The organism is Arthrobacter sp. RCC_34 (assembly GCF_041360795.1).
In the GTDB taxonomy this organism is placed as follows: domain Bacteria; phylum Actinomycetota; class Actinomycetes; order Actinomycetales; family Micrococcaceae; genus Arthrobacter_E.
Genome location: NZ_JBFUPW010000002.1, coordinates 488,595 through 505,655, shown reverse-complemented (window position 1 = coordinate 505,655; position 17,061 = coordinate 488,595). Strand labels below are relative to the sequence as shown.

Genomic DNA, 17,061 nt, shown 5'->3' with positions numbered 1-17,061 from the left:
TTCTATCGGTGATCCGGCGGCACGGGAGTGCCGCAGCGGTTCGGGGTGTTCGGCCTCAGGCGGCCTTGGTTTCGGTTTTGGATCCGAAGTTCTTGAGCAGCAGACCGGTGATGGACCGCTTGCCCTGGGACTTGTTGTAGACATCGAACGCGACGGCGACGAGCAGCACCAGACCCTTGATGATCTGGGTCCAGTCGGCGCCAACGCTCATGAGCTGCAGACCGTTGTTCAGCAGGGCCATGACGAGACCACCGACGATGGAGCCCACCACGGTGCCCACACCGCCGGAGACCGCTGCGCCACCGATGAACACGGCCGCGATGGCGTCGAGCTCCCAACCGACACCGTCGAACGGGCCGGAGGCGGTGGAACGGGCGACGAAGATCATGCCGGCCAGACCCGCCAGGATCGACATGTTCATCATGACCAGGAAGTCGATGCGCTTGGCCTGCACGCCGGAGAGCTCGGCCGCGTGCTTGTTGCCGCCGACGGCGTAGATGTGGCGGCCGACGATCGTGCGGGAGGTGATGAAGCCGTAGACGAGGACGAGGACCGCGAGGATGATGCCCGGCACCGGGAAGGACGTGCCCGGACGGCCGGTGGCGAAGAGGTACGTCGCGTAGGCGATGGCGCCGCAGATGAGCACCAGGCGAGTGACGACGACCCACATCTCGTCGACGTCGGCGCCGAGGGCCTGCGCGGCCTTGCGGCGGCGCAGCTCGCCCCAGATGATGGCGGCGATGGCGGCGAGGCCCAGCAGCAGGGTGAGGTTGTTGTAGCCGGTGTCGGGCCCGATCTCCGGGAGGTAGCCGGCGCCGATGGTCTGGAAGTCACCCGGGACCGGGATGGTGTTGGACTTGCCGAGCAGCTGGTTCAGGCCGCGGAAGAGGAGCATGCCGGCCAGCGTGACGATGAACGCCGGGATGCCGATGTAGGCCACCCAGAAGCCCTGCCACGCTCCCACGATCGCGCCCAGCAGCAGGCCGATCAGGATGCCCACCCAGGAGGGGACGCCCCAGTCCCGGACGATCAGGGCGACGCTGATGCCCACGAAGGCCGCCACCGAGCCGACCGAGAGATCGATGTGCCCGGCGATGATGACGAGCACCATGCCGATCGCGAGGATCAGGATGTAGGAGTTGCCGTTGAACAGGTTGATGATGTTCTCGGGCGTGAGGGTGATGCCGCCGGTCAGGATCTGGAAGAAGACGATCAGGAAGACGAGGGCGAAGATCATGCCGAACTGACGGGTGTCGCCGCCGAAGATCTTTTTGAGTGCGTTCATTGGTGATTCCTTGGGTGCGTGGTGAATGAGGCCGGGGCCCCACAGCAGCGGGAGGAGTGTCAGGCGGCCTGACGTTTGGCGGTCATGAGCTTCATCAAGTTCTCCTGAGTGGCGTCGTCCTTGTTCACGACGCCGGTCACCGAGCCTTCGAAGATCGTGTAGATGCGGTCCGAGAGTCCGAGCAGTTCCGGCAGCTCGGAGGAGATCACGATCACGCCCTTGCCCTGGCTGGCCAGGCGCTGGATGATGCCGTAGATCTCGTACTTGGCGCCCACGTCGATGCCACGGGTCGGCTCGTCCAGGATCAGGAGATCAGGGTCCGTGAACATCCACTTGGCCAGGACCACCTTCTGCTGGTTGCCGCCGGAGAGCTTCGCGACGCCTTCCTCGACCGAGGGGGTCTTGGTGCGCAGGGACTTCCGGTAGTCCTCGGCGACCTCGAATTCGCGGTCCTCGTTCACCACGTTGTGCTTGCTCACGCCCTTGAGGTTCGCGGCGACGGTGGTGGTCTTGATGTCGTCCAGGAGGTTCAGGCCCAGGGACTTGCGGTCCTCGGTCACGTAGCCGAGGCCGTGGTCGATGGCCTGGCGGACCGTGTTCATCCTGATCTCCTTGCCGTCCTTGATGACGGTTCCGGAGATGAAGCGGCCGTAGGAGTGGCCGAAGAGGGAGCGGGCGAGTTCGGTGCGCCCGGCGCCCATGAGTCCTGCGAAGCCGACGATCTCGCCGCGGCGGACGAAGAAGTTGGAGCCCTTGCACACGAGGCGGTCCTCGATCTGCGGGTGGGCCACGGTCCAGTCCTTGACCTCGAAGAACACCTCGCCGATGTTCGGGGTGTGGTCCGGGAAGCGGGACTCCAGGCTGCGGCCGACCATGCCCTTGATGATGCGGTCCTCGTTGACGCCGTCCGCCTTGACGTCCAGGGTCTCGATTGACTTGCCGTCACGGATGATGGTGATGGAGTCCGCGATCTGTTCGATCTCGTTGAGCTTGTGGGAGATGATGATCGAGGTGATGCCCTTGCTCTTGAGGCCGAGCAGCAGGTCGAGCAGATGCTGGGAGTCGCTCTCGTTCAGGGCGGCGGTGGGCTCGTCCAGGATCAGGAGCTTCACGGACTTGTTGAGCGCCTTGGCGATCTCGACGAGCTGCTGCTTGCCGACGCCGATCTCCTTGACCGGGGTGTCGGGATCATCGCTCAGGCCGACGCGGGCCAGCAGGTCCTTGGAGCGGAGGCGCGCCTCGGACCAGTTGATCACCCCGAACCGGGTGGGTTCATTGCCCAGGAAGATGTTCTCCATGATGGACAGCTCGGGGATGAGCGCGAGTTCCTGGTGGATGATCACGATGCCGGCGGCTTCGCTGGCACGGATGTCCTTGAACTGCTGGACCTCGTTCTGGTACACGATGTCCCCGGCGTAGCTGCCGTATGGGTACACCCCGGAGAGCACCTTCATGAGGGTTGATTTGCCGGCCCCGTTTTCGCCGCAGATGGCGTGGATCTCGGCGACCTTCACTTTCAGGTTCACCTCGGAGAGGGCTTTCACGCCCGGGAACTCCTTGGTGATGGATCGCATTTCCAGGATCGTCGGGGCGGTGCTGGTCTCAGACATCGGTCGTCCTTGCCTCGAAGTCGTTCAGTGCGGACCGAACAAGTCCGCCGGTGGGGGCCCGATCGCTGTGGCTCGTGTCACCCTCTGACCGATAAGTAAACTGGAAGCGGGCTATTGCCGTCAAGCCTTTAACGCAGAGCCCTACCGAATCGTTACTTCTTGGCACTTGCCGGTTTGCGGAACACGAGCGCGGCGGCGCCCAGTGCCTCCGCCCGCTCGCCCAGTGAGGACACCGTGAGCGCCGTGGACGCGCCCACCATCGGGATCGTGTGCCGCAGGATCCCGCGGCGGATGGGCTCCAGCAGCAGTTCCTCCAGTTCGGCGAGCGGGCCGCCCACCACGATCACCTCCGGGTTCAGGAGGTTCGCCACGGTGCCGAGCGCGTGGCCGATCGCCAGCCCGGCGTCGTCGAGCACGCGGAGGGTTGCGGGGTGGCCCTCCCGCGCGCCGGAGATGATGCTCCGGGTGGTCACGGGGCCGGGTTCGTTGCGGCTCAATTGCTCGATCATGGTGGTGGTGGACGCGATCGTCTCGAGGCAGCCGCGGCTCCCGCAGCGGCACACGGCCCCGCGGTCGTCGATGGTCGAGTGGCCGATCTCGCCTGTGATGCCGAGATTGCCGTAGACCGGGGCGCCGTTGACGATCAGGCCCGCGCCGATGCCCGAGCCGATCTTCAGGAAGACGAGGTTCTCCGCGCCGCCGTACGGTCCCCACGTGGCTTCCGCGAGGGCGCCGAGATTGGCGTCGTTGTCGATGTGGACGGGCAGTCCGAGGGCCTCGCGGAGCCGGGCCTCGGTTTCGATCCCGACCCATTCCGGCAGGACCGCGCCGTGTGCCACGGTGTGGCTGCGCCGGTCGAGGGGCCCGGGGATGCCGATGCCGACGCCGATCACGTCGCCGTGGGTCAGGCCGTTCTCGCGGAGGAGGCGTTCCATGAGGTCGTGGGCCATGGCGATGCCGTGTTCGGCGTGGTGGCCGAGCACCAGGCTCGTGGAGGCCTCGGCCACCACGCGGTAGTCCCGCGTCGCGAGGACCACGCGGACGTGCCGGCGGCCGAAGTCGATCCCGACCGCGACGGTGTTGTCGGCGTTGAGCCGGACCTGGAGGGCGCGCCGCCCGGACGAGGTCGTGGGAGCCGTGTGGACCATGCTGTCGCGTTCAAGCTCCTTGACGATGTTGGAGATGGTCGCGGTGGAGAGGCCCGTGGTGCGGGAGAGTTCGGCCTGCGTGGCCGGTCCGGCGGCGAGCGCCTGCACGATCCGCTCCCGGTTGAGCTGGCGCAAAGCCGACTGGGAACCCGGATTCCTGCGGGTGGGTGTGCTGTTTCCCTCACGGCTGACCATGAATGCAAGCATGGCCTAAACGGCTTATGCGGTCAATAAGTTAACGCAAGGAACGTTCGATCGGGGTCGCCGAAACGCAAGCGCTCGCCGCGGGCCGGCGGGCGGACCGGTGCGTTCAGCACCGGATTCCCGCGGCCGTGGTGCAAAGAATCCTGAGTTCCGGACTGGATGCGCCGCCTAGGCTGGAGCCATGTCCGAGGAAGGGAAAGTGACCGGGATGCGTCTGGCGATCATGCAGGGGGAGTCCGCAGTGCTGGACACGGCGGCGAATCTCGCCACGATCCGTGCGGCCGCGCAACAGGCGTCCGACGGCGGCGCGCAGCTCCTCATCACCCCCGAGCTCTTCCCGGTCGGCTACGCCCCGCGGCCCGTGCGCAGCGGGCTGGACCCGGCCCTCCTACCCGGCCTTGCGCGGGAGCTGGCGGAGATCGCCCGTTCGGCGGGCCTCGCCCTGCTGGCCAGCCTTCCCGAAGTGGAGCCCGCCGGGCCCGGCTCGGATCCGGCAGAGGACCGCTGGTACATCAGCGCCACGCTCTTCGGCCCCGACGGCGCCCAGCTGTCCCACTACCGCAAGGTCCACCTCTTCGGCGCGGAGGAGCAGGAGGTCTTCACCCCTGGCGACCAGCCCGCCGCCGTCGTCGACTATCAGGGACTCCGCCTCGGCACCGTGATCTGCTACGACGTCGAGTTCCCCGAGACGGTGCGCGCGGCCGCCCTGCGCGGGGTGGATGTCCTCATGGTGCCGACGGCGCTCGGCAGCGGGTACTCGCAGGTGCCCCAGCGGCTCATCCCGACGCGGGCCATGGAGAACCACCTGTACCTGGCCTATGTGAACCACGCCGGGGTCGAGGCGGGATTCCACCTCAGTGGCGGGAGCGTGGTGGCCGATCCGTTCGGCAGGACGCTCGCCGAGGCGGACGAGGATGCGGCCGTCCTGTTCGTGGACGTCGACTCCGGGCAGCTCGCGACGGCCCGCGCGGACGTGCCGTATCTCGACGAACGACGCCCCGACCTCTACCGTTCCTGGCTCTCCTGAGCCGGTTCCTGATCCGGTTCGTCAGCCGCCGCTGAGGGATTTCCGGGCGCCCCGCCGGACATCCCCGGCCCGAGGAACCCGAGGGCCAGCCACAGCTCGGCTCTGACGGAAGCGTCGCCGAGGTCGCGGCCCAGGGTGTCCCCGATGACCCCGACATGCCGCCGAACGCTGTTGCGGTGGATGTCCAGGGCACTGGATGCCCCGTCCCACGATCCGTGCGCCGCCAGCCACGCCCGCAGCACCCGCAGGAGCAGGTCCCGCCGTGGCGGTTCAAGGGCGAGGAGGGGGCCGAGCACCTCCCGGGCGACCCCGGCCCCGGCCTCCCGTGGCATGAGCTCTGCGAACGTGCGCGGCTGCTGGTCGGCCAGCAGGCTGCGCCGTTCCTCCTCGGCACGGGCGAGCAGCGCCATGGCCTCCAGCCGCAGTCGGGGCACGTGCTGCAGGGCGTGACCCGCCAGCGAGCCGCCCTTGCCGAGGCGCGGCGCCGGACGGGACACGGCGCAGGCGTAACCCTCGGCCTCGACGCGGGACAGTCGGGCGGCCGACGGCTCCTGACGGGTGACGGCGAGCAGGTGGGTGCCATCGTGCACGACGAGCTTGGTCTCCCACAGCCGCCGCCAGGCGAGGACCTCGGCCGGCACGTCGGCACTGTCCTCGGCCTGAGGGTGCGCGATCACCACCCTCAGCCCGGACCCCGCACCCGGGGCGCTGTCACCCAGCAGCGTCGAGAGCGCGGCGTCGTCGCCCGGGGTGTCGCCGCGGAGCAGCAGCAGGGTGGCCAGCTGACCGGGGGAGAGGGATCCCGCCGCGCGCTGCCGGGCCAGCAGTTCCAGGAGCCCGACGGCGGTGGACACCATGGTGTTCTCCGTCGCCGTGAGCGGGTGGCCGGTGTGGAGCACGAGGGCCCCGAGCGTCGGTTCGCCACGGCGGGGGCCACGCTGGGCCGGGACCGTGCGGCTCCCGGCCGGCGGACGCTCAGCCGCACCGCGGCCCGGTGATCCGCGCAGGGGAAGGCCCAGCAACGCGCCGTCGGGCGTCTCGCGCAGTTCGACCCGTGGACCGCTGCCCGCGAACAGATCCAGGGCCAGCCCGGCCGCCTCCTCCAGGACATCAGTCCCGGCGGTCCGCGACCCCGCCGTGAGGCGGAGCTGGCCGTGCGCGCCGAAGAGCAGCACCTCGCCCGAGATCCGCTGAGCCAGGGCCTCCAGGAGCTCCTGCTCGCCACCTTCGCCCAGGGCGGCGCGGATCAGCTGGCGGTTGGCCTCGGTGAGCTGCCGCAGCACACTGGCGTTGCCGGATTCCAGGAGCCGGGAGAACGCGAGGCCCACCGCCGCGAACGGCAGGCTGGACGGGAGCTGCCAGAGGGTGACCCGATGGCGCTCGCAGGCGGACACGACGGCCGGGGGAACCGCGTCGAAATGGGGCTCCAGCCCGAAGGCCAGGGCGGACACACGGGCCCGGGCCAGGCGGCCGACGAACGCGTCCACCGCCTCCTCCGACCCGCCGTCGCCGAGGAACGGCAGTCCGGCCGTGAGCAGGAGTTCGTGGTCGAGGAGATACGGCGTCGGGTCGTCGAGTTCGCTCGTCTCCACCCAGCGCAGTGGCACGTTCCCGGCGTCGTGAAGCACTTCGACACCGTCCGGAAGCTGGCTCAGGAAGCGGTGCGTCGTGAGGCCCGGCAGCAGGTCGAGTTGTGCCTCCCCGGCACTCGCGGCACCATGGATGGAATGTGCACTTTGTCCCATGGGCCAAGACTCTAGTTCAAAATGCACCACCGTGAGAGCTGGCTCACAGTCCTAGCCTTGGTACTAGGCCTTCTCCCCACCCCCCTCGGTTCCCGGACCTGGCCTCGCCCAGACCGGGACCTCGACGGTGCGGTCCCTCGCCCGGCAACGACGCCGGACGGCCGCCCAAGACGCAAGGAACTCCCCATGACCACAACTCCCAAGACGCTGCCCGGCGCGACGCCGACACTCGGCCGGCAGCTGATCCGCCGCAAGTCCATCGCCCAGATGGAGCGCGACGCCCGGGACAACTCCGGGCACGGCAGCCTGAAGCGCAACTTCGGCGTGCTCCAACTGACCATGATCAGCGTCGGCGCCACGCTCGGCACGGGCATCCTGGTCATCCTCGGCGACGCGGTGCCGATCGCGGGTCCCGCCATCTGGCTGTCCTTCGTCGTGGCGGGTTTCGCCGCTCTCCTCTCCGCGGTCTCCTACGCGGAGATGGCGGGCATGGTCCCTGTGGCGGGTTCCAGCTATTCGTACTCCTACGCCACCATGGGGGAGGGCATGGCGTGGATCTGTGGCTGGTGCCTCGTCCTGGAATACGCGGTCTCCGTGGCCGCTGTCGCCGTCGGCGCAGGTCAGTACGTGAATGAGACCATCGGCGTGTTCGGCATCCAGATGCCCGACGTCATCTCGCAGCCCCCGGGCGGCGGTGGTCTGGTCAATCTCCCGGCCCTCATCATCGTCCTCCTGGCGACCGTGCTGCTGGTCCGCGGCGCCAAGGAGAGCGCCCTGGTGAACACCATCATCGTGTTCGCCAAGGTCGGGATCCTGATCTTCTTCTGCATCGTGGCCTTCACCGCGTTCAACGCCGGGAACTTCGAGCCGCTCCTGCCCATGGGCGCCGCCGGCATGAGCGCCGCCGCGTCCAAGGTGTTCTTCTCCTACATCGGCTTCGACGCCGCCTCCACCGCCGGCGAGGAGGCCCGCAACCCGAAGCGCGATCTGCCGCGGGCGATCCTGCTGTCCATGCTGATCGTCACCACCGTGTACGTCCTGGTGGCCGTGGCCGCGATCGGCGCCCGGAACTGGCAGTGGTTCGACGGCGTGGAGGCCCCGCTCGTCCAGATCATCAACGAGCTCACCCACCAGCCGTGGATCGCCCTCATCTTCGCGGTCACCTCGGTGCTCGCCATCGTCTCCGTCGTCCTCACGGTGCTCTACGGTCAGACCCGCATCCTGCTCACCATGTCCCGTGACGGCCTCGTGCCCAAGGTGTTCGGCGAGGTCTCGCCCCGCACCCACACTCCGGTCAAGGGCACCTGGATCGTCGGCGTCGTCGTGGCGCTCACCGCCGCGTTCATCCCGCTCGGCGCGCTGGCCGACGCCACCAGCATCGGCACCCTGTTCGCCTTCGCCCTGGTCAACGTCGCCGTGATCTACCTGCGCGTCACCAAGCCGGGCAAGACCCGCAGCTTCCGCGTCCCGCTGTACCCGGTGGTGCCGGTGCTCGGCGCCCTGGCCTGCCTCTTCCTGATGGCGAACCTCGACGGCATGACGTGGCTGGTGTTCTGCGCCTGGATGCTGATCGGCGTGGTCCTCTACCTCGGGTACGGCCGCCGGAACTCCCGCGTGGGCGGCCTGAACGAACAGGCCTACCAGCTCAGCCACCAGGACGACTGAGTCCGCCCCCTCCACTTCACCCGCAGCACACGAAACACAAGGCAAGGACCCATGGAACCCACCGCCCTTCCCTCCCCGTCCGAGGGCACCGCGCCCATCACGATGCTGAACCCGGACTTCCCGTTCAGCTATGACCTGTACCTGCAGAACCCCGCGGGTCTGGGCAGCGTCCCCGAGGAGCTGTACGGCACCGAGGTGGCCGTGGTGGGCGCCGGTCTGTCCGGCCTGGTCACCGCGTACGAGCTCATGAAGCTCGGTCTGAAGCCCGTGGTCTACGAAGCGGACCGGATCGGCGGGCGTCTCCGCACCGCGAGCTTCCCGAGCGCGCCGGAGGTCACCGCCGACCTGGGCGGCATGCGCTTCCCGGTGTCCAGCAAGGCGCTGTACCACTACATCGACCTGCTCGGCCTGGAGACCACGGACTTCCCCAACCCGCTGGCATCGGTGACGTCGAGCACCGTGATCGAGCTCAAGGGGCAGAAGTACTACGCCGAGAAGCCCGAGGACCTGCCGGAGTTCTTCCACGAGGTGGCCGCCGCCTGGAAGGCCTGCATGGAGGAGAACGCCCGGTTCACCGAGATGCAGGACGCGCTCAAGGCCCGCGACACCGCGAAGATCAAGGAGATCTGGGATTCGCTCCTTGAGGAGCTGGACGAGGAGACCTTCTACGGATTCATCGCGAAGAGCCGCGCCTTCAAGGAGGCCGGCTACGCGCACCGCGAGGCCTTCGGCCAGGTCGGCTTCGGCACGGGCGGCTGGGACACCGATTTCCCCAACTCCATCCTGGAGATCCTGCGCGTGGTCTACACCGACGCGGATGACCACCACCGCGGCGTGGTGGGCGGCGCGGCCCGCATCCCGGAGGCGCTGTGGAACCATGCGCCGTCGGACCTCAAGCACTGGCCCGCCGGCACCTCCCTCGCCACCCTGCACGGCGGCGCGCCGCGTGGCGCGGTGGCCCGGATCGCCCGTGTGAAGGACGACGACGGCGCCCCCACCTCCCGCATCGCGGTCACCGAACGCTGGGGCCGGGCGAGCGAGTACGCGGCCGTGGTGACGACGTGCCAGTCGTGGCTCCTGTCCACGCGCATCCACACCGAGGAGGCGCTGTTCCCGGCGGAGATGTGGACGGCGATCGAGCGTTCGCACTACATGCAGTCCTCCAAGACCTTCGTGATGGTCGACCGCCCGTTCTGGAAGGACCGCAACCCGGAGACCGGTGAGGAGGTCATGTCGATGACCCTCACCGACCGTCTGACCCGCGGCACCTATCTGCTGGACAACGGCCCGGACCAGCCCGCCGTCATCCTGCTCTCGTACACCTGGAACGACGACGCCCTGAAGTGGCTGAGCCTCGACGGGGAGCAGCGCGCCGACCTCATGATCCACTCCCTGGAGCAGATCTACCCGGGCGTGGACATCCGCAGCCACGTGATCGGCACGCCCATCACGGTGTCCTGGGAGTCCGACCCCAACTTCATGGGCGCGTTCAAGGCGAACCTGCCCGGCCACTACCGGTATCAGGAGCGCCTGTACACGCACTTCGACCAGGAGTCCCTGGACGAGGGCCACCGCGGCATCTTCCTGGCCGGCGACGACGTGTCCTGGACCGCCGGCTGGGCCGAGGGCGCCGTCACCACGGGCCTGAACGCCGTGTGGGGCGTCGTGAAGCACCTGGGCGGCGCCTCCGCCGAGACCAACCCCGGCCCGGGCGAGTTCCTGGCCGAGTACGGCCCCAAGCGCCTGGCCTGACTCGGGCTGCTGGCGTTTCGGTGCCCTGATTTCTCTTCGGTGCGGCAATATCCGCACCGAAGAGAAATCAGGGCACCTTTTTCGTGGCGTGCCGTTGTCCACATGATGCGGTTCGAAGCCAACTAGGGGGAGGTGCGGTGACAGACTCCGGTCCATGAGCAGCCCGCTTCCGCACCTCATTCGCACATCGGACGCCGCCGTGTACGGTATCGGCGCCACCGAACTCGCTCGCCGTGTCCGTCAGGGGCGTCTCCACCGGATTCGACGTGGCTTCTATGTCTCCCGGGCCGAATGGGAGCGGGCTTCACCGGAAGTGCGCCACGAACTGTTCTTGCGCATTGCATGTGAAACGACGTCGTACGCCTTCCCGCTCTACGGTCTCAGCAGCGCCTTCATGCTGGGCCTACCTCTGAGGGAGAGGCCGACGGCGGCTCATCTGGCGGGGGTCGCAACCAACGGTGGAAGGTCGCAACCTGGGATCATCCGGCACAAGCCCGATGGCCGGGACAGGTCGGTCGTCGGGGTCAGGGGCCTTCCTTGCTCGGACCCGCTCCATGCTGCGCTCGACGTCGCGATCGGTGAGAGTTTCGAGTGGGCTGTCGCCGTCATGGACCGGGTGCTGAACACGAAGCGTCTCGACGGCGAGCTGGCCCTGGGCGAGTGGAATGCTAGCGACCGCAGCCAGATCGGCCCGTTCCCCGCGGCTCGGAGACCACAGGGATGGGTACTCCCGGAGGACATGGGTTCGATGGACTCCGAGCCCCCATTCGTTCCTCCGGGCAGGGACCGTGCGAGCGTGGTGCGTGCCGTCTCACAGATCCGGAGCGCTGCCCGCAGGACGCGTCTCGAAACGATCCTGGATTTCGCCGACGGTAACGCGATGCTTCCCGGCGAGTCACTGAGCCGGGTCATGATGCATCGCCTCGGATTCCCGCGACCGGTCCTTCAGCAGGAGTTCCGCGACCGCGCGGGCCTGATCGGGTACACCGACTTCTGGTGGAAGCCGTGGCGCGTGGTCGGTGAGTTCGACGGAACCGCGAAGTATCTGAAGCCCGAGTACCTGGCGGGCCGCACGCCGTCGGACGTAGTCGTCGCCGAGAAACGGCGAGAGGACCGACTGAGAAGACTTGGACTGACGGTGGTTCGGTGGACCTGGGCCGACCTGACTTCACCTGGCAGCTTGGCCGACGTCCTCCGTGAAGCAGGGCTTCCTGTCACGCAGGTACGCCGGCGGAGCCTGCCCGAGACGTGAGTTCCGCCGAACCGGTGCCCTGATTTCTTTTCGGTGCGGATATTGCCGCACCGAAAAGAAATCAGGGCACCGAAACGGGCGGATCGGCCCGGCTTGGCGGGCAAGCCCTAGTTGAACACCACGGTCCGGGTGCCATCGAGGAGGACCCGGTGTTCCGCGTGCCATTGGACGGCCTGGGCCAGGGTGCGGCCCTCGACGTCGCGGCCCATCTGCACGAACTCCTCGGCCGTGCGGGCGTGGCTGACGCGGATGACCTCCTGCTCGATGATCGGACCCTCGTCCAGGTCAGCCGTCACGTAGTGGGCCGTGGCGCCGATGAGCTTCACGCCCCGCTTGTGCGCCTGGTGGTACGGCTTGGCGCCCTTGAAGGACGGCAGGAAGGAATGGTGGATGTTGATGGCGCGGCCCTCGAGCTCGCGGCAGAGGTCGTTCGAGAGGATCTGCATGTAGCGGGCCAGGACGGTCAGCTCGATCTCCTCCTTCGCGATGATCTCCAGCAGCTGCCGTTCGGCGTCGGTCTTGGTGTCCGCGGTGACAGGGATGTGGTGGAACGGGATGCCGTAGAACTCGGCGAGCGGCGCCAGCTCCGTGTGGTTCGAGACGATCGCCGGGATCTCGATGGGCAGGGTCCCCGAGCGGTGCAGGAAGAGCAGGTCGTTGAGGCAGTGGGCCGCCGTCGAGCACAGGACGAGCGTGCGCACCTTCTGGCCGACCGGGTGGACGTCCCAGCGCATCCCGAAGGCGTCGGCCACCGGGGCGATCGCCGCGCGGACCGCTTCGGCTCCCGCCGACGTCGTGACCTCCACCCGCATGAAGAACGTGCCGGTGGTGACGCTGCCGTATTGCTGCGAGTCGGCGATGTTGCATCCGACGGTCAGGAGGGCACCGGAGACGGCATGCACGATGCCGGGGCGGTCGGGGCAGGAAAGGGTCAGCGTGTATGACGTAGGCGCTTCAATCACAAGGCTAAGGATATCCGCCGTGCGGTACGCTAGTGCCGTCGCAACTGGCGTCGGATGGGTCACCATCAGGGAGCGGCACAGTCGAAGACCACGGATCGTCCGCCTGGGCCGAGGGTCACGTTTTCCTACGCGTCATCGCGTGGATCCTTGGCCTGCGCTTCAGCGGCGCGCCGGGGGACCATGCGACGGCGCCAGGAGCCTGACCTGCAATCACCTCCACGTATCGCCAGGAGTATTCTGTGACCTCTGTACCCGCGCAGGAATCCGTCAGCAACCTTCCGCTGGCTGAAGTCGACCCGGAAATCGCCGCCGTCCTCGAGCGTGAGCTGAATCGCCAGCGCACCTACCTCGAGATGATCGCCTCTGAGAACTTCGTCCCCGTCTCCGTGCTCCAGTCCCAGGGCTCGGTGCTGACCAACAAGTACGCGGAGGGTTACCCCGGACGCCGCTACTACGGCGGCTGTGAAGAAGTCGACGTCGCCGAGTCGCTGGCCATCGAGCGTGCCAAGGCCCTCTTCGGAGCCGAGTTCGCCAACGTCCAGCCGCACTCCGGCGCCACCGCGAACGCGGCCGTCCTGCACGCGATCGCTCGCCCCGGCGACACCCTCCTCGGCCTGTCCCTGGACCACGGCGGTCACCTGACCCACGGCATGAAGATCAACTTCTCCGGCCGTCTGTTCAACATCGTGGCCTACGGCGTTGACCCCGAGACCTCCCTTGTCGACATGGAGGAGGTCCGCCGCCTCGCGCTCGAGCACAAGCCGAAGGTGATCATCGCCGGCTGGTCGGCGTACCCGCGTCAGCTCGACTTCGCCGCCTTCCGTGAGATCGCAGATGAGGTCGGCGCCTACCTCTGGGTGGACATGGCCCACTTCGCGGGCCTCGTCGCCGCCGGCGTGCACCCGAATCCGGTCCCGCACGCCCACGTGGTGTCCTCCACCGTGCACAAGACCATCGGCGGCCCCCGCTCCGGCTTCATCCTGACGAACGACGCCGATCTCGCCAAGAAGATCAACTCCGCCGTCTTCCCGGGTCAGCAGGGCGGCCCGCTCATGCACGTGATCGCCGCGAAGGCCACCGCCTTCAAGATCGCCGGCACCCCGGAGTTCAAGGACCGCCAGGAGCGCACCCTGCGCGGCGCCGCGATCCTCGCCGACCGTCTCAACCAGCAGGACGTGAAGGACGCCGGCATCGCCGTCCGCTCCGGCGGCACCGATGTGCACCTGGTCCTGGTGGATCTCCGTGACGCCGCGATCGACGGCAAGCAGGCCGAGGACCTCCTGCACGAGGCCCACATCACGGTCAACCGCAACGCCGTCCCGAACGACCCGCGCCCGCCGATGGTCACCTCCGGTCTGCGCATCGGCACCTCCGCCCTGGCCACCCGTGGCTTCGGCGACGCCGAGTTCACCGAGGTCGCCGACGTGATCGCGCTCGCGCTGCTTCCCGGCGCCGACATCGACGCCCTGCGTGCCCGCGTGGACGTCCTGGCCTCCGGTTTCCCGCTGTACCCGGGCCTCTCCCAGTGACGGAGCAGTCCATGACCGCGAAGATTCTGGACGGCCGGAAGGCCTCCGCCGAGATCAAGCAGGAGCTCGCGGAACGCGTCGCCGCTCTGAAGGAGCGCGGCGTGGTCCCGGGCATCGCCACCGTGCTGGTGGGCGCCGATCCGGCGTCCCAGCTGTACGTGTCGATGAAGCACAAGCAGTCCAAGGCGATCGGGATGAACTCGATCCAGAAGGAACTGCCGGCCGACGCCACCCAGGAGCAGGTCGAGGCCCTCATCGATGAACTCAATGCGGACCCCACCTGCCACGGGTACATCGTTCAGCTCCCGCTGCCGAAGCACCTGGACACGGACGCGATCCTGGAACGGATCGACCCGGCCAAGGACGCGGACGGCCTGCACCCCACGAACCTGGGGCGCCTGGTCCTGAACGTGAACAACCCTATCGACACCCCGCTTCCGTGCACCCCGCGCGGCGTGATCGAACTGCTGCTGCGGAACGATTACGACCTCAAGGGCAAGCACGTGGTGGTCGTCGGGCGCGGTGTCACGATCGGCCGGTCCATCGGGCTGCTGCTCACTCGTCGCGAGATCAACGCCACGGTGACCCTGACCCACACGGGCACCACGAACATGTCGGAACTGCTGCGCCAGGCCGATGTGATCGTGGGCGCTGCGGGCGTGCGGCACATCGTCAAGGCGTCGGACGTCAAGCCGGGCGCGGCCCTGCTGGATGTCGGAGTGACCCGCGAGATGGACCCTGAGACCGGCAAGAGCCGCGTCTACGGTGACATCGATCCGGCCGCCGCCGAGGTGGCCGGCTGGATCTCCCCGAACCCGGGTGGCGTGGGTCCCATGACGGTGGCCCTGCTCATGACCAATGTGGTCGAGGCGGCGGAGCGCGCGGCAGCGCACGCCTGAGTCCCCGGCCACGCACGACGGCGCCGGATCCCTTCGCGGGGTCCGGCGCCGTCGTGCTTCCCGGCTCCGTCGTGGTCCGGCGGGCGGTCGTCACACCCCTGACGCGGGGTCGCGTTCGCGGGGACCCGCGGAACCGGCCGTGAACAGCAGCGCGTCGCCCAGGGCGGTCCGCTGGTGTTCGACGGCGGCGCCCCGCCGAGTGCTGCTCAGCAGCCCGGCGTCGCGCAGGGCTGTGAGGTGGTGGACCGCCGTCGACGGAGCTATTCCGCACAGGCGTGCTACATCGCTGGTGTTCCGCGCGCCGTCGAGGACGCTGAGGACCGCGGCCCGTCCCGTGCCCAGCAGGCGGGCGAGCGCCCGGCCGTCGGAGGGGGCGCCGGACCGGTGCCACTCGGGCGAGAGTCCGAGGACCGGGTAGAAGACGGTGGGCTGGACGGGAGCCTCGGTGAGCACTGAACACCACGGGCTCGACAGCACCGTCGGCACGAGCAGCAGCCCGTGACCCCGGCAGTCCACCTCCTCCTGCCATGCGTTCATCCGCACCCGGACCTCTCCCGGGCGCCAGGACACGCGGTCGTGCAGGCCGCCGACCATCGTCCCCGCGCCGTGCCCGGCCATGACGCCGGTCCGGTGGGAGATGTCGGCGAGCAGGAGCCGGCGGATCTGCGGCCACTGCGGCTCCAGCAGCGCGTCCCACACGGCGGACCACGCTTCCGCGATGCGTCCCAGCGCGAGAGTGGGGCGCTCCGCCATCCGTTCCACCGCGGCGTGCCGGGCCCCTTCCGCGAGGCGCAGGACTTTGCGCAGCTGATGCGCTGCGACGTCCGGGGGAGTGGCGCGGAGCGTGGCGAGTTCCTCGGACGGGGTGAGGTCGGGGCCCGGCGGGCCGGTGAGGAAATCCGGGAAGTACCCCTGTGGCGCGATGAGGAGCGACAACAGCCCGAACGCCTCCTGCGGCACGGACTGCCGCGCTTCCCGGAGCCAGCCCCAGTGCAGCGGCCGGGACTGGGCCGTCTGCAGCAGCCGGATGGCAGCGGCGAGTTCGTGCCCTGGCGAGATGCCGAATCGCAGTGATGCGACATCCTCCACTCCGAGATGGAATGTCACGATGTTTCGATCCATATCGAAAGGTTAGCGGCGCGGTGTTCGCTGGGCGAGAGTGAAGGCACACTGCCGGACGGCGGTGCCTGAGGAGGACGAAATGGACGCGGAGAGCATGGTGCTGCTGGAGCCCGGCAGCCTGGCCTTGCCGGGTGGGACGGCGGAACGGTTCGAAGGCGGGGACTTCGGGGTGGGGCTCTCCTATTTCCTGGTCCGTACCCCGCCGGGGAAGGGCCCCGCCGTGCACCGGCACCCCTACGCGGAGACCTGGCTGGTGCTGGAAGGCGAGGCCACGTTCCGGCTCGACGACGGCGACCGCCCGGTGGGCGCCGGAGCCACGGTGATCGTCGCGGCAGGCCGATGGCACGGCTTCACGAATCACGGCCGGGTGCCGCTGCTGATGGTGTGCCTGCACGATTCACCGCGGATCATCCAGGAGTTCCGGGACCAGGCCGGTTAGCCCGTCCCGCCGGCCGTCGGGACGGCGCAGCACGACACACGACGACATCACACACGACGACGAAGGACACGACATGTCATTTCAGGCATATCTCGATGCGATCGAGGACAAGACCGGCAAGACCCCGCGGCAGCTGGTCGAGGAAGCCCAGGCCAAGGGCTTCGGCGAAGCGGGGGTGAAAGCGGGAGTGATTCTTGAATGGCTCAAGGACGAGTACGGCCTGGGACGCGGACACGGCATGGCGCTGGTTCACATCCTGAAGAACGGTCCCACCATCAGCGACAAACACGTCGGCAGCGGGGGCACTCACGCCGATGCCTCGACGGAACTGTGGCTCGACGGCAAGGCGAGCAAACCACAGCCGTGACGTCCAGGGAGGCGCTTTTCCACATACTCCACCTGGGGGACGCGGCCGGCTGTCG

General features: G+C 68.4%; 14 protein-coding genes and 1 pseudogene. 9 read left to right on the top strand and 6 right to left on the bottom strand.

The window, feature by feature from the left end:
* Positions 1–55: 55 nt before the first annotated feature.
* The 3 genes from mmsB to AB6732_RS11020 all read right to left on the bottom strand — a co-directional run bounded on the left by mmsB (position 56) and on the right by AB6732_RS11020 (position 4,238).
* Positions 56–1,285 (bottom strand): multiple monosaccharide ABC transporter permease, encoded by a 1,230-nt coding sequence (gene mmsB / locus AB6732_RS11030; protein WP_370959997.1) that lies wholly within the window; start codon positions 1,283–1,285, stop codon positions 56–58.
* A 59-nt stretch (positions 1,286–1,344) separates the two neighbouring features.
* Positions 1,345–2,895 (bottom strand): multiple monosaccharide ABC transporter ATP-binding protein, encoded by a 1,551-nt coding sequence (gene mmsA / locus AB6732_RS11025; protein WP_370959996.1) that lies wholly within the window; start codon positions 2,893–2,895, stop codon positions 1,345–1,347.
* Positions 2,896–3,047: 152 nt separating this feature from the next.
* On the bottom strand, positions 3,048–4,238 hold the full coding sequence (locus AB6732_RS11020) for an ROK family transcriptional regulator (RefSeq protein ID WP_370959995.1): 1,191 nt from the start codon (positions 4,236–4,238) through the stop codon (positions 3,048–3,050).
* A 190-nt stretch (positions 4,239–4,428) separates the two neighbouring features.
* On the opposite strand from AB6732_RS11020, the gene AB6732_RS11015 reads away from it, so the two are divergent.
* Positions 4,429–5,274: a carbon-nitrogen hydrolase family protein gene (locus AB6732_RS11015; protein ID WP_370959994.1), complete on the top strand. Its 846-nt coding sequence runs from the start codon at positions 4,429–4,431 to the stop codon at positions 5,272–5,274.
* Here the strand turns inward: AB6732_RS11015 and AB6732_RS11010 are convergent.
* Positions 5,253–7,019, bottom strand: a complete 1,767-nt coding sequence (locus tag AB6732_RS11010) for a PucR family transcriptional regulator (protein WP_370959993.1) — start codon at positions 7,017–7,019, stop codon at positions 5,253–5,255. The two genes, AB6732_RS11015 and AB6732_RS11010, sit on opposite strands and share 22 nt — an antisense overlap.
* 186 nt (positions 7,020–7,205) lie before the next feature.
* On the opposite strand from AB6732_RS11010, the gene AB6732_RS11005 reads away from it, so the two are divergent.
* The 4 genes and pseudogenes from AB6732_RS11005 to AB6732_RS10990 all read left to right on the top strand — a co-directional run bounded on the left by AB6732_RS11005 (position 7,206) and on the right by AB6732_RS10990 (position 11,688).
* Positions 7,206–8,684 (top strand): amino acid permease, encoded by a 1,479-nt coding sequence (locus tag AB6732_RS11005; RefSeq protein WP_370959992.1) that lies wholly within the window; start codon positions 7,206–7,208, stop codon positions 8,682–8,684.
* 51 nt (positions 8,685–8,735) lie between these two features.
* Positions 8,736–10,436, top strand: a complete 1,701-nt coding sequence (locus AB6732_RS11000) for a flavin monoamine oxidase family protein (protein ID WP_370959991.1) — start codon at positions 8,736–8,738, stop codon at positions 10,434–10,436.
* A 154-nt stretch (positions 10,437–10,590) separates the two neighbouring features.
* Positions 10,591–10,704: pseudogene (locus AB6732_RS10995) on the top strand (type IV toxin-antitoxin system AbiEi family antitoxin domain-containing protein); the annotation flags it as partial.
* A gap of 126 nt (positions 10,705–10,830) precedes the next feature.
* Positions 10,831–11,688 (top strand): hypothetical protein, encoded by an 858-nt coding sequence (locus AB6732_RS10990; RefSeq protein WP_370960127.1) that lies wholly within the window; start codon positions 10,831–10,833, stop codon positions 11,686–11,688.
* A gap of 107 nt (positions 11,689–11,795) precedes the next feature.
* On the opposite strand, the gene purU is transcribed toward AB6732_RS10990, so the two are convergent.
* A complete protein-coding gene (gene purU / locus AB6732_RS10985) occupies positions 11,796–12,650 on the bottom strand; it encodes a formyltetrahydrofolate deformylase (RefSeq protein WP_370959990.1) in 855 nt (284 codons plus the stop codon).
* A 239-nt stretch (positions 12,651–12,889) separates the two neighbouring features.
* Between purU and glyA the strand changes: the two genes are divergently transcribed.
* Both glyA and AB6732_RS10975 read left to right on the top strand, forming a co-directional pair.
* Complete coding sequence (gene glyA / locus AB6732_RS10980; protein WP_370959989.1) at positions 12,890–14,179, top strand: serine hydroxymethyltransferase; 1,290 nt, start codon at positions 12,890–12,892, stop codon at positions 14,177–14,179.
* A gap of 11 nt (positions 14,180–14,190) precedes the next feature.
* Entirely contained in the window at positions 14,191–15,078 is an 888-nt protein-coding gene (locus tag AB6732_RS10975) for a bifunctional methylenetetrahydrofolate dehydrogenase/methenyltetrahydrofolate cyclohydrolase (RefSeq protein WP_370959988.1), read from the top strand.
* A 90-nt stretch (positions 15,079–15,168) separates the two neighbouring features.
* Here the strand turns inward: AB6732_RS10975 and AB6732_RS10970 are convergent, their stop codons facing one another.
* On the bottom strand, positions 15,169–16,200 hold the full coding sequence (locus AB6732_RS10970) for a DUF5937 family protein (RefSeq protein WP_370959987.1): 1,032 nt from the start codon (positions 16,198–16,200) through the stop codon (positions 15,169–15,171).
* A gap of 79 nt (positions 16,201–16,279) precedes the next feature.
* Here AB6732_RS10970 and AB6732_RS10965 point away from each other — a divergent pair, with 79 nt between their 5' ends.
* Both AB6732_RS10965 and AB6732_RS10960 read left to right on the top strand, forming a co-directional pair.
* A complete protein-coding gene (locus tag AB6732_RS10965; RefSeq protein WP_370959986.1) occupies positions 16,280–16,639 on the top strand; it encodes a cupin domain-containing protein in 360 nt (119 codons plus the stop codon).
* 73 nt (positions 16,640–16,712) lie between these two features.
* Complete coding sequence (locus AB6732_RS10960; protein ID WP_370959985.1) at positions 16,713–17,006, top strand: DUF4287 domain-containing protein; 294 nt, start codon at positions 16,713–16,715, stop codon at positions 17,004–17,006.
* Positions 17,007–17,061: the final 55 nt, after the last annotated feature.